The organism is Candidatus Magnetobacterium casense (genome assembly GCF_000714715.1).
In the GTDB taxonomy this organism is placed as follows: Bacteria; Nitrospirota; Thermodesulfovibrionia; order Thermodesulfovibrionales; family Magnetobacteriaceae; genus Magnetobacterium; species Magnetobacterium casense.
The window spans coordinates 1-12,743 of sequence record NZ_JMFO01000004.1 but is presented as its reverse complement, the minus strand read 5'-3'; the positions used below and the strand labels follow the sequence as shown (position 1 = coordinate 12,743).

General features: G+C 49.9%; 13 protein-coding genes. All 13 read right to left on the bottom strand.

Going from position 1 to position 12,743, the window contains the following annotated elements:
• Window positions 1–25 precede the first annotated feature (25 nt).
• The gene (gene fabD, locus Mcas_RS02905; RefSeq protein WP_040334007.1) at window positions 26–961 is read right to left on the bottom strand and encodes an ACP S-malonyltransferase; all 936 of its coding nucleotides are present in this window, start codon (window positions 959–961) and stop codon (window positions 26–28) included.
• Complete coding sequence (locus Mcas_RS02900; protein ID WP_040334006.1) at window positions 961–2,151, bottom strand: electron transfer flavoprotein subunit alpha; 1,191 nt, start codon at window positions 2,149–2,151, stop codon at window positions 961–963. The genes fabD and Mcas_RS02900 overlap by 1 nt, the downstream gene beginning before the upstream one ends.
• A 451-nt stretch (window positions 2,152–2,602) precedes the next feature.
• Window positions 2,603–3,115: a CBS domain-containing protein gene (locus tag Mcas_RS02895; RefSeq protein ID WP_040334005.1), complete on the bottom strand. Its 513-nt coding sequence runs from the start codon at window positions 3,113–3,115 to the stop codon at window positions 2,603–2,605.
• Between the two features lie 50 nt (window positions 3,116–3,165).
• On the bottom strand, window positions 3,166–3,966 hold the full coding sequence (locus tag Mcas_RS16160) for an SCO family protein (protein ID WP_052566784.1): 801 nt from the start codon (window positions 3,964–3,966) through the stop codon (window positions 3,166–3,168).
• 4 nt (window positions 3,967–3,970) lie between these two features.
• Window positions 3,971–5,650, bottom strand: a complete 1,680-nt coding sequence (locus tag Mcas_RS02885) for a cbb3-type cytochrome c oxidase subunit I (RefSeq protein WP_040334004.1) — start codon at window positions 5,648–5,650, stop codon at window positions 3,971–3,973.
• Window positions 5,651–5,665: 15 nt separating this feature from the next.
• Window positions 5,666–6,196, bottom strand: a complete 531-nt coding sequence (locus Mcas_RS02880; protein WP_040334003.1) for a cupredoxin domain-containing protein — start codon at window positions 6,194–6,196, stop codon at window positions 5,666–5,668.
• Complete coding sequence (locus Mcas_RS17960; RefSeq protein ID WP_156033050.1) at window positions 6,196–6,369, bottom strand: hypothetical protein; 174 nt, start codon at window positions 6,367–6,369, stop codon at window positions 6,196–6,198. Before Mcas_RS17960 ends, Mcas_RS02880 begins: the two co-directional genes overlap by 1 nt.
• Before the next feature lie 19 nt (window positions 6,370–6,388).
• Window positions 6,389–7,150 carry a c-type cytochrome gene (locus Mcas_RS02875; RefSeq protein ID WP_052566783.1) on the bottom strand — a complete coding sequence of 254 codons (762 nt, stop codon included), beginning with the start codon at window positions 7,148–7,150 and terminating at the stop codon, window positions 6,389–6,391.
• A gap of 438 nt (window positions 7,151–7,588) precedes the next feature.
• The gene (locus Mcas_RS02865; protein ID WP_040334001.1) at window positions 7,589–8,989 is read right to left on the bottom strand and encodes a cbb3-type cytochrome c oxidase subunit I; all 1,401 of its coding nucleotides are present in this window, start codon (window positions 8,987–8,989) and stop codon (window positions 7,589–7,591) included.
• 19 nt (window positions 8,990–9,008) lie between these two features.
• Window positions 9,009–9,671, bottom strand: coding sequence for a c-type cytochrome (locus Mcas_RS16155; protein ID WP_052566781.1), 663 nt, complete (start codon window positions 9,669–9,671; stop codon window positions 9,009–9,011).
• A gap of 680 nt (window positions 9,672–10,351) precedes the next feature.
• A complete protein-coding gene (locus Mcas_RS02855; protein ID WP_040334000.1) occupies window positions 10,352–10,873 on the bottom strand; it encodes a GNAT family N-acetyltransferase in 522 nt (173 codons plus the stop codon).
• Between the two features lie 176 nt (window positions 10,874–11,049).
• Window positions 11,050–12,069, bottom strand: coding sequence for a D-alanine--D-alanine ligase family protein (locus Mcas_RS16150; protein ID WP_052566779.1), 1,020 nt, complete (start codon window positions 12,067–12,069; stop codon window positions 11,050–11,052).
• Window positions 12,070–12,256: 187 nt separating this feature from the next.
• Window positions 12,257–12,724, bottom strand: coding sequence for a hypothetical protein (locus Mcas_RS02845; RefSeq protein WP_156033048.1), 468 nt, complete (start codon window positions 12,722–12,724; stop codon window positions 12,257–12,259).
• Window positions 12,725–12,743: the final 19 nt, after the last annotated feature.

Here is a 12,743-nt window from a genome sequence, read left to right as displayed (position 1 = left end):
TATGTACACGTTAATGTTTCCGTCTTTAAGTCCCTGCCGATTCAATGACGCGTTGAACACTGACGGGGTCTGAGACAGAGTAAATTGCCACATTGGAATCTATCCGTTTAATGAGGCCGCTTAACACCGTCCCGGGTCCAACCTCTATAAACGTATCCACACCGGCCTGCCGCATGGTCCTGATGGAGTCCTCCCACAATAGCGGACTCTTCAACTGTCTCAGCAACGATGCCTTGATCCCTGCAACGTCACTGAGGACTGCGGCATCGGCGTTGTTGACTATCGGTATGGATGGTGCGTTAAAGGTGATATTATCAAAGAAGGCACTTAGTTTTTGTACGGCCTCCGTCATCAGCTCACAGTGTGATGGCACGCTTACGGCCAGGGGTTTGGCCATCCTGGCGCCGGCTGCCTTTGCCGCCTCTATGGCTTCCTCTACGGCCTTCTTCTGACCGGCGATGACTATCTGTTGCGGGCAGTTGTAGTTTGCCGGGGCAACGTAGCCACTTGTCACGCCCTGACACAAACCTTCCACCTGTTGTCTGTCAAGTCCCACGATGGCCGCCATCAGTCCCTGTCCCTCGGGGACAGCCTCCTGCATGAGTTTCCCGCGCTTTTGCGTCAACACCAGGGCGTCTCTCAGGCAGAGCACCCCCGCTGCCACCAGGGCGGTGTATTCGCCAAGGCTGTGGCCGGCTACCATTGACGGCGTAACTTGGCCACTGTCGCGCAGAACCCGATACAGGGCAATGCTCGTCAGCACAAGGGACGGTTGCGTGTTAACGCTCCTGTTGAGCGCCTCCTTGGGGCCGTTAAAGCACATGCTGCCGATATCATACCCAAGGACTTCGGCAGCCTCCTGATACAGCGATTTTACGCTATCGTACTGACTATAAAGGTCAAGCCCCATGCCAACGACCTGACTGCCCTGACCCGGAAAGACAAAGGCTATCTTACCCATCACGCCCTACCCTCTTTTATCCTTTTTATCAACATTGGGACTATCTCATAGACATTGCCGACGATCCCGTAGTTTGCGATGTTGAATATGGGGGCCTCGGGATTGTTGTTGATCGCTATGATGACATCTGAGGACTGCATACCCACCATGTGTTGGACGGCCCCCGATATGCCACAGGCTATATATATCTTTGGACAGACGGTCTTGCCGGTTTGTCCGACCTGATGACTGTAGGGCATCCAGCCCTCATCCACGGCTGCCCTTGAGGCGCCCACGGTACCATTGACCAGCGTGGCCAACTCCCTGAGCATATCAAAACCCTTTGCATTGCCCAAGCCGCGTCCGCCGGAGACAATGACCTCGGCCTCCTGGAGGTTGATTGTAAAGAGGCTGTCGTCCTTGATGCTATCGACGACCCTGGTGCTGGTGGCAGTTGTTGGGGGAGCGACGTTGACAATTTCACCGGTGCGGCAGGTGTCGTAGTTACCTTTTTTCATAACCTTTGGTCTGACAGTGGCCATCTGAGGTCTTGCCGTTGGGCATAGGATCGTGGCCATGATGTTTCCCCCAAAGGCGGGTCTTATAGCAAGGAGGTTTTTTGTGTCACTGTCGATATCGAGTGATGTGCAATCAGCGGTAAGCCCCGCCCTCAGCCGCGTTGCCACGCGCGGCAAAAACGACCGCCCAACTGCCGTTGCCCCGGCAAGGACGATCTCCGGACGGTGTTGCAGGATTAACCGGTGGAGCAGTTCCGTATAGGGTTCGTCATTAAATGGGCGCAGGGCTTCGTTGTTGCAGAGATACACCTTATCCGCACCCCATTTGACAAGCTCCCCGGCCTCTGCCTCGCCACAGCCAAAGAGCGCCGCACTGAGTTCAACGCCAAGTCTGTCGGCCAGTTGTCGTCCCACGCCCAAAAGCTCAAAGGCTACCTGTGAAAGTCGTCCGTCGCGCTGTTCGGCAAATACCATCACTCCCTTGCAGTTGGGTAGTGTTGCTGCCATCCTGCTGCTGCCCTCGTGGTACTCCTTGATCGCACCCTCGGGACAGACATTCAAACAGGCCTTGCACAACTGGCAGTACTCGTTGATGAAGGCCCTGCCGTCTATCATAACTATCGCATCATAGGGGCATGAGCTTACACAGCTCTCACAGCCGCTACAAAGATTCTTATCTACCTTGATTTGCATATTCGGGCATCTCCCTTTTCTTACGTATTTATGGCAACGATAAAGTCCATCGCCTCAAACTTGCTCTGATGCTCTTCATTAAACAAATAATCCATATAAAAAAATCTCCCTTTATATATAGGCAATATTAACATTTAACACATGAATTTTGCAAACATACGAGAAAACAGGGGCGCATAATTTTTTAGTTGGTGTCAGGGTATCCTCTTAAAAAAGCATGGTAAAATGGGGTCAAGGGGGCTGGCCCCTTTTATGCCAGTGCGGCTCGCACCTTGCAGGGGAGGTCTGAGGAGGGGGTGGAGCCACCCTCCTTCTTTCTTTTACTCTGCTATAATATTACACAAAATTCTGATACCAGCCAAATGATAAATTGGAGACTTAGAATTGTATCATATCTGAATAAACACAAGAAATTTGTCTGACTTTATTTTTCAATTTTTAGATTGTTTACTCAGATTGCGGCGGCTATGCCGTGAAAGATGTCGGCCATTCTGATGATTCCCAGGAGTTTTTTCTTACCTTCAAGTACGGGCAGTATCGGGGTATTGTGGCAAAACATCATGTATGCGGCCTTGGTCACGGGGTCGTCGTGGTTGACGAAGGTGCTTATGGGGGTCATGATTTCGCTGACGGGATGCTGCAAGACCTCCTTGCCCTTGACGTCAAAGAGTACCTCCCAATGGGTGGATGCCAACTGCCCATCGTCCTTAAAGGCGCCGGCAAGCATGGCAGGGCTTAGGAGTTCCGGCTCCAGCCCCCTGAGTATCTCCTGTATGGAGACGCTGCCAAGCAGGTGATACTTTTCATCAAAGACGAGTACCATCATCGAATACGGGTAGATCTTTACGTCGGGGTATGATTTCCTGAGCAATCGCAGGGCCTGCTTTATCGTAAACCAGTACGGGATATGAGGCATCTCAAAGATGTCAACCATCATATCCTGAACCTTCTTATCGCCTATCATATGCACTTACTCCTGTATGTTAAAAATCTTGACAGTGTTTATGTTCTTGTCTATCCGTGGCGAACGCTGAGTTTACCGGCAAAGGAGCGAATCGATGAGATTACCTGCCTGCCAAAGAAGAAAAATATCACAGATATGAAAAATAGTAATCCGCTGATAACCTCCAGGATAAGCGCCAAGTCGAGTTTGTAGGAGCCTGTTAGCGGGTCATACTGGTAGCACCAGATGAGTAACCCCTCTGTCAGACTTACCGAGGAGTAACCTTGTTTGGCTGCTATGATACTGAGTTTGAGGTCGCGGTCGTTGTAGTTGACCCCGTAGATGTACTTGGATATCTTACCGGTGGGGGTCAGTAAGACAAGGAGGTTGGGGTGAATGAAATCACCCGTCTCCTCGTCTAACCGATAAGAGAAATCTATTGCCTTTAGCAGTTTTTCGAGTTCCTTTTCCTCACCGGTTACGACGGTCCAGCCTGGTCTGTCAAGTTGCCAGGTAGTTGCGAACTTGGCCAGCATTTGCGGCGTATCGGTGTGGTCAAAGGAGAGAGTGAGGACGTTATAGCCTTTTCCGAGGTCTCCTACCTTCTCTACCGTTCCCATGAGACTATCCGTGATGAGCAGACAAGCGGTTTCGCATCTGATGTATATGAGGCTGATAACAAGCGGTTTATTGCCGATTATCTCCATCAAGGTGCGCTGCTTGCCGTGGGAATCTATTAGAGTCACATTGGGGACGTTCTTGCCCAGGGTCAGCGCTTCGTTTGGCGATGAGAGTTTTTTGCTTACTCCGGCGTCAACGGTAACTGTCCCTGCAATGGCAAGGAGTACAAAAGATAAGAGCAGTGTCCTCAAAGTGCTATTTGACCTCCCACATCATAGACAACCAACCCCAGTTGAGGGATATGAAGATCAAAAATGCAATCATCCACACGATAGTCAGAGTGAATGTCCCTGGTGCAACAAAGCGTGAGGCATGGTCTCCATGCGGGTCCTCCGGGGGCAGGCCGGACATGGTTAACTGCATGTCCTGCGGACCACGCACTGGCTGTCCAAAGAACACCGATACAACAACAACGAGACACCATGCCAGGCAAGCTAAAAAGAGAATGGTACCACCAATGACCGCTATAACCCAGAAGATATCGGATATTTGCGGGAAGTTGTAGGTGAACGGACCGCCTGAGAACGTTATATCCCAGTGTCTCCTTGGCACGCCGAGATAGCCAAGCGTAGAGAGTCCGGCAGACAACAGAACAAGACCCAGTGTAAATGCCCACGGTACGGCCTTGGCTACGCCATACATGGAAATCTTTTTCCTGAATATCAGCGGGATAAGGTAATAAGTTGCCCCCATAAACGTAAGCGTGGTACCGGCCACAACGGTTCCTTTAAAGTGACCCGGCAGGGCAAGTGTATTGTGTATAATCATGTTGGCCTGTTCCATACCGTTGATGACACCGGTGATACCACCTATGAATCCGAACATGACGATTGACAGGAATATCGATACGAATGCCGGGTTTTCCCATGGGCAGTTTTTGATCCAGTCAAACAGGCCTTTTGTGAAGCCTCTTTTTCTCTGTGCAACTTCAATAGCCGACGGTACGGCAAATGCGTGTATCATGGAGGCGAGGACGGCCAGGTACATGAAGTAACTGGTGTTTACGACCTTCCATGAAGGCGACGGGATCGGGTCAACGAGGAGGTGATGTGCAGAGGCGAGGTTGATACCGATCAAGTAGAACAGAAAGGCGGTTCTGCTAACTTTTTCGTTGATAGAGGTACCGCCGACGACGAGGAATGCACCGAGGTACCAGATTGATATCTGTGCGGCGACGTTGACCTGCTGTGCGGAGTGTCCAAAACCCCAGAAGACGAGTCTGTACATGAGGCTGTCAACAGTCTCTATGAGTCCCATAGACCAGAGGAACGTTGGGACATATATTGCGGCACCGGCCAGGAGCGTACCGATGGCGAGGATGACTGCCGTCAGGAGGCCGAAGCTGAACAGCGGCAGGGGGCCATCACCGTAGGTCTTTTCTTTTTTGGCCACGATGATATTGGCAATAAACAGTCCGCACACAATAAGAGCGCCCACGGCAAAGAGGATTATCCCCAGATAGTGTACCGGGGCGGCCTTGAGCGGTGTATAAGAGGTGAAGAGTACATCGGCTTGTCCTGTCAACACGGCATATGCCACAAGGGCCGTTCCCACTACCATGAGCACGAAGGCGAGCCATCCCACGCCCGGAGCAACTTGCCGGGCATTGAGGACAACCGTGGAGCCAAAGTACAAACCAGCCATTTCCCAAAAGACAATCCACACGACAAGGGCAACCAGTCCGTGGAACGTCAGTATCCTGTAGTACCAGTCAACAGGAAGCAGGTGAACGACCTGCCACCTTGTAAAAAGCACCAAGAGGGCTGCCGTAATGGCCAGGAGAAAAGCCACTACCGAGACGACGGCATTTGCCTTTATTAACGGCAATGCCCGCTTGTCTACATTAAACCCTGTAATGTCACATTTTAAAAACATCTTTTGATCCTCCGCTTAATCTTCAACTGTTATTTCGGTAATCATCGTATGATGACCAGGGCCGCAGTACTCGTTGCAGATAACATTGAACGTACCTGTGGATGTTGGTGTAAACGTCAGGACATAATCATAACCAGGATGTATCTTGAAGTTCATGTTTACCGGTTGAAGGGAAAAACCATGCAAGAGATCCATAGATGATATGTGAAACTTATACTTCGCCCCTTTTTTAAGAATCAAGGCCGGTTCCCATCGCCACGTTGACCCCATGACAAATATGTCGCCATCGGGTGGCGGTTTGACCACGGTCATACCGTTTTTTTCTCCGACCTTATACTTTTCCCAGTTTGCCTGAGCCAGCTTGTAGAACTCATCGGGCGATGTCTTATAGACCACGTAAGAGGGGTTTTGCTTTCCAACCACGTGCCATGCAACCATCAGCGAAAATAGCGCCAGGGCAACTACGGTTGCACAAGCAATCCATATCTTTTCATCTTTGGCGACACTTTTATGCCACCATCCTTTTTCAGGCGGGAGTAAAGCCATTATTTTGCACCTCCTAATATCGTTTCTATCAGCGCCTTAGGCATTGGGGGGATCGACTGTATCTTCACTATTCCCCACAGAAAGTACACAACAAAGAACACCACATTGGACATTATAAGAAGCCCTATGGGGTTATCAAGTAATTTCTCTATAGCACCTGGTTGTTGTTCCATGATAATTCACCTCCTTGATTTATTTAAGCTTTCCCATCAGTTTTTTTGTAAAAGACACCAAGTGCCAACGCTTTTCGTTATCCAGGGAATCCTCATAGGAAGGCATTCCGGAACCGTCAAGACCGGTTGTATAGGCCAGATAGATATCTTCGTCTGTTGTGCCTCTCTTCAGTGCCCCTACTGTAAAGTCAAACGGCAGGATAGCTCTTTTCTGGTCGTCCTTAAGCTCATCCGATTTTGTGCCATCCCCGCGACCTTTCTCTCCGTGACACTCCCAGCACTTCATCTCTTTCCATACTTGGGCGCCTTTTTCGACAGACTCCGGGCTGCCAACCCATTCCGGTTTCTGGCCTACCTCGATAGCCGTACCTGGTCCCTCGTCTTTCCATCTCGGCGAAAGCGATTTTATATACTCAATAACGGCCATTCTCTCTGCTTCGTTAAGGTCTCTCGTCGGGGGCATACTTGACCGTGGAATACCAACCTCCAGGAGATGAAGAAGGTCTTTATCTGTGGGAAGACTGCCTGTTGACGTTGACCTGAATCTGAAGACCCCTTGTGTGAAATCACGTGGGTACAACTTCCATATCTTGCCTTTTTCGTTTGTCTTGTAAACGAAGTCGGCATAACCTTTGCCGTCACCTTTTTGACCATGACAAAACGCACATCTTCTCTGAAAGACCTTCTTGCCTAACGCCAGATCAGCTCCATAGACCTCACCGGCAACAAAGGCAAAAAGCAGTGTGCATATTGTCGCTACCAACACCAAATTCTTTCTCATTGATTATCCTCCTTATCATACTGAACTGCTCTCACTTGACAATCATTCAGCACACACATGCGTTAAGGAACACATTGAAATTTGCCCCATCGCCCGTTGTCTTTGATAGATTGTCTTTGGTTGATTGTCTTTTGCGGGCATCATGTCTCTACCCAATCTTGGATCAGTTGTCTTATACTCTTCCTGTGCGCCCTCCTTTCTTAAATGTTTTTTTATTGTCACCTTCGTATATCTGCCTCCAGTAAAAAAATCCTTCGATACTATAACATAAACATCATATAAAAAATCTACATAATTTTTTATGACAAGAATCATATGATGATGTTAAGTACATGGGCAAAAGTTTTTATATAAACCATAGGATTGAGTATTATGGTGTCAAGGGGGTGAGGCATCCCTGCCATAAAAGGGTACCAGCCCCTTGACCCCATCAAATCGTTATCTGGAAACTGCCTCTGCCTCAAGTCTTATGGCCGAGTGTGCCTTGACAGGTTCCCTGCCGAGTTTGAAAAAGTCAAGCACCAGCAGCCACGTGCCATAGAGGAATCCTACGCCAAAGATGGCCCTCCAGACCCAGAACCAGAGATTGAAGTTGTTCTTGACCGATACGTAGTCAAGTCCCAGGAGCCTCTCCATGTATATCTGCACCATACCTGCTCCGGTTATTGTCAGGGCGATCATCACCATAGAAATAGTCATCCACCAGAATGACCGATAGCCCCGCGAAGAGTCGAATTCCTTAACCCCTCTGAGGTGTGGAAGCGTGATGTAGATCAGGGCGATAACCAGCAGCACGTATGCACCGTAGAAGGCCAGGTGTCCGTGTGCCGTGGTGAGCTGTGTGCCATGCGTCCACTTGTTGACGGAGGGCAGCGTGTGTATGACGCCCCAGAGGCCGGCCCCGACAAAGTTGAATATGGCATGGGCTACGGCATAGAACAACCCCAGTTTGTTGGATATGACCCTGTGCTGTCGTGTGGTTCTGAAGGCGTCCCAGACCATGATGAGCAGCGGGATAGGCTCAAGCGAACTGAATATGCCCCCTATCCAGAGCCAGTATCCGGGGGTGCCGATCCAGTAGTAGTGATGTCCGGTGCCAAGGATACCCGTAAAGAGCACCAGGAACACCTCTATGTACATCCACTTCTCCAGTGCTTCTCTGGGGGCGTTGGTCACCTTCAGGAGCATAAAGGCAAGGAGCGCTCCGGCTATGACCTCCCACGCACCCTCAACCCAAAGATGCACCACCCACCACCACCAGTACTGGTCCTTGACCATGCTCTTTACGTAAAACATCCCGGGCAGGTACATGAGCGTCAGAAATGCCAGTCCGCCCAACAGCGTACCATTGATGCCGGTCCACCTCTTGCCTTTGATCATCGTTATGGCGCAGTTTACCATAAACAGGATCGCCGACAGGGCTATCAGCCAGTCTGCCCAGCGTGGCGCCTCTATGTACTCGCGCCCCTCACTGAGCAGATGCGTCCCAAGCACGGTGATGTTGGCCTGCGGGAAAAGCCCCTGGATAATAAACCCCACCACTACGGCGCCAATGGCCCCCACGGTTGCCCAAAACTGAAACATGGCAAGTGGAACACTCCAAAGCTCCCTCTCCGACTCCTCGGGTACGACATAGTAGGTTGCCCCCATCAGACCAACAAGGAGCCACACCACAAGGGCGTTTATGTGAAGCGTGCGTGTAATGTTAAACTTCAGCGGCAGGATATCCGGCGCTATAAACTGCACTGCCGCTATAACACCAACAAGCACCTGCACTAAAAACAATACCACGGCAAACGTGAAAAAGTACTCTGCCACCTTCTGACTTTTATATTTCATTGCCTTGACCTCCTTATGCTTACTTCAGGGTAAGCAGATATTTTACGAGCTTGTCGAGCTCTTCCCCGCTCATCTGGGGGTAGGGCGGCATGGCCGAATCGGCAACCACCTCAACCGGGTTAATCAGATGTTGCTTATGCCACTGCGGATCTGGCTGTCTGGTTGCCACGTGCGAGAGGTCAGGGCCAGATGTCCCGCCCACTCCGTTTACCGTATGACAGATGGCGCACTCGTATTTGTGGTAGACCGACGCACTGTCATCGGACTTCATCGTTACGGTGTATATGGGCTTGGGAGGCCAGCCGTTTGTGTCCACCTGCGATATCCAGTCGAGAAACGAAATCAGGTGGTCGGCCTCCTCTGCGCTGACCCCAAGGACGGGCATGTTGCTGCCAAGGTTGACCTTCTTGGGGTTTACCAGGAACTTTTTAAGGTAACTGTGCGGTACGTGTTGCGTGATCTTGGTCATATCCGGGGCAAAGTACGAGCCATTGCCCAGGATAGTATGGCAGCCTATGCAGTCGTACTTGTGCCATGCGATTTTCCCTTTGTTTACCTCGTCGGTTATCTGTGGGGCCCTTGCATCAAGTTTGGCATAGGTGTCAAAGGTGATAACAACCAGGGCGGCAAAACACAGAAGACTCCCGTACACAAAGAGATTTCTGACGCCTCTGTTTTTCATGGGCATATACCTCCATTGGTTTTGATAGGAAACCGTAAAACGGCCTCTTACTTCTCAGTTATGTAATCAAAAAATTACAGGAGGTTTGGTGGTTTATTTGTTAAAGATGTCTCTAAAAAAACATACGCAGGCGTATCAATGTAGAAACATGAAACGATATCTCTGAAAATTTCTATAAAACGAATGTTCTCGCAATAGCAACTGTCTGAATTGCTGTTGCCAAAGGAATTTGGATTTTTTGCGGAACATACATCCAGATTGACCCAAGACTCCCCATAGCTGTTAACACTTATTGTGATAGTTTGTCCATCAACAAAGCTAACAGCTAAAACGATAAGCAAGGTTAGGGTGATTATTTTCTTTCTGCATCTCAAATATCGTATAAGCATATAACAAACTCCCTTCCCTCATGATCTATTGTAACATAATATTATTGTATCCAATACATGAATAATGTTCTATGACTAGTATCATAAGTCACAAAAAAATAATATTTATACTGAACACAATGCATAAGGCTCTCGCAATTTTCATGGGCGGGGGCGAATAGGGCACCCATTCATGAACGTTTCGATTGGATTAACTGCGAAAAATGTGCGGCATTTTCAGCGTAAAGCGATGAGCTATTCCGTTATAGCTACTTATGCTCTACTGCTTAGTAAGTACTCACTCAATCGTAACTATAACGAGATAGAGCGTTCCCCACCCAATGTGGTCATCAAGATCACCTTGTCGTCGCCATCGGCGTAGTAGTTTGGAACACGGGCGACTTCTATGTACCCATGCTTTTTGTAAAACCCCCGTGCCGGAAGATACTGCACCTTTGATGACGTCTCCACGAATATATACTTGCCACCAAGGGCGACGATATGCCCCTCCGCCTCACGCAACAACGTGGCTGCTATACCCCTGTTGTAATAACGCGGGTCGGTGGCTATCCAGTAGAGGTCAAATCCCGCTTCGGTCATACTGATTGCCCCGTAACAAATATATCCGGCGGTGATGCCATCGACGTCGGCGAATATGAACAGATACTCGCTCTCTGTGCCTTTTTCCAGTGCATCGATGACAAGCTCTTCAGCCACGTCTACTTCGCGTCGATGAAAGACCCCGGTGGCGCCAAGTATCCGCCCAACGTCATCACGGTCGGTATCCCTGACCTGGCGCCTCAACACCAAGGATAGCGCCTCTGCCGTCTGCATCCTAATTTGGTACCTGCCCATAATTAATTATATACGAATTATATACAAAAGAAGGTATCCTCTTTATATTTCTATGGTAACTATACTTTAAGGCAAGAAAGAAAGGGGCGGCTCCGCTTCTTGGCGCTCCAGGTCGCACCCGCCCCGGGCATGAAGGAGTCCCCTTGACCCCATTATTAACCCCGCAAGGCGGCGGCAATGATTGTCCGGATGACGTCCACCTCCGAGTACCCGCCCTCCCTGGCTGCGGCGATAAACCCCGACCAAGGCGCAATGCACGGATTGGCGTTGACCTCGATTACAAACAGGTCGCCGGCATCGTCCATCCGTATATCAACCCTGGCATACCCACGCAGCGCAAAGACGTCCCAGCACCTCAACGCCAAGGCCTTCACCCGCTCAACGGGTACGCCTTCAACGGCAAAGGACCGCGGTGTGTTTTCGTATTCAAACGACCCCTCCTCCCACTTGGCCTTGTAGGAGACAATCTTAGGCTTACCGACAGGCCATTGGTTAAACACAATTTCGGCAACCGGCAACACCTCCGCCCCACCCTCCTCACGCTCGATAACCGATACGTTAAGTTCCCTACCGGCAATGTAACGCTCCACCAGAAGCGGCTGCCCGCAGTGCCTCTGATACATGCCCGGAAGCAGCCTGTGCAGCCCTGCCACATCATGGACAACGCAATCATCCCCGATCCCGATGGAGCCATCCTCCAACGACGGTTTTACGATGCACGGAAAGCCAACGTCCACCTCGTCGCACCCTCCACCGGTGTAGACAACTCCGGCGGGGGTTTGTATGCCATTGGCCGCCATGATCGACCGAGCCAGGGCCTTGTCCGTCGTCGTCAGCAGGGATTCGTACCGCGCCCCCGTCACCGGCAGGCCGGTCAACTCCAGAAAACCCGCTATTGCCGGCAAGAGTCTTGGGGTATTCTTGTTGCCCTCGAGCATGTTAAAAATCACGTCGGGACAGTAGGCCCTAAACCCCTCCAGCAGGGAAGACAACTTCGATGTCAGGTCAAATGTCTCCCGGCCACTGCGCACACACCTGCAATCGCCTATCGTAAAGACCCTGTAGCTGTGGTTAAGCGTCTCAAGCGCTCCTGTAATGAGGCCAACCTCGTCAAGGACGTCCTCGGTGTCAGGACAGCCCCTGGTTGCCTCTTCGTGGATAATGGCTATCTTCATAGTAATATTGCCGTGTCTGTGATGAAATATTTTAATAGTTTCACTTTGTATATTCGAGGATATCTATTATGAATAAGTCAAACTGTCTCTTCAAAAATGGACGACCTCTTCCATTATAGAGCGTTTCGATTGTGTACAATACAGGATAAAGAAAGGGGCGGCTCCGCTTCTTTGTTTGAATGGAGTGCTACCCTATAGGTAGGGAAGTGTCTTTATCTCTGTTTTTTTCGTTTATGGCATCGAAATTAAGGATGTCCAGGTACTCCCACTGTCTGTATGCGACAACATGCAGCCCCTTCCTTGTTGCATATGCAATGATGTTATCATCAACAAAAGTACTTGCTAACATTGGGATTATTTGTTTATCGACGCACTCGCTGAAGAAGGTAGGTAATATCTCTGCCTTGGCGAGTATCTTCTTTACATCCCGGCCATCAGGCTTGGATTTTACCTCTATCATGAAGGCATTGTCCGTAGAGATGATCAATATGTCAACCTCACAGTTATTAGCGCCTCCTTGTTTACCGGCCCTTACACGAAAATCAATAGGTTCACATTTAAAATATTGCCTTATCAAGGGTTTTGCTCCAGGAGCTATTATGTTCTCAACAAGAGTGCCAAGTAGTTGGGCATTATCAGCGCTTGTTTTATTCATTTGTCGCTCGAACGCCTTA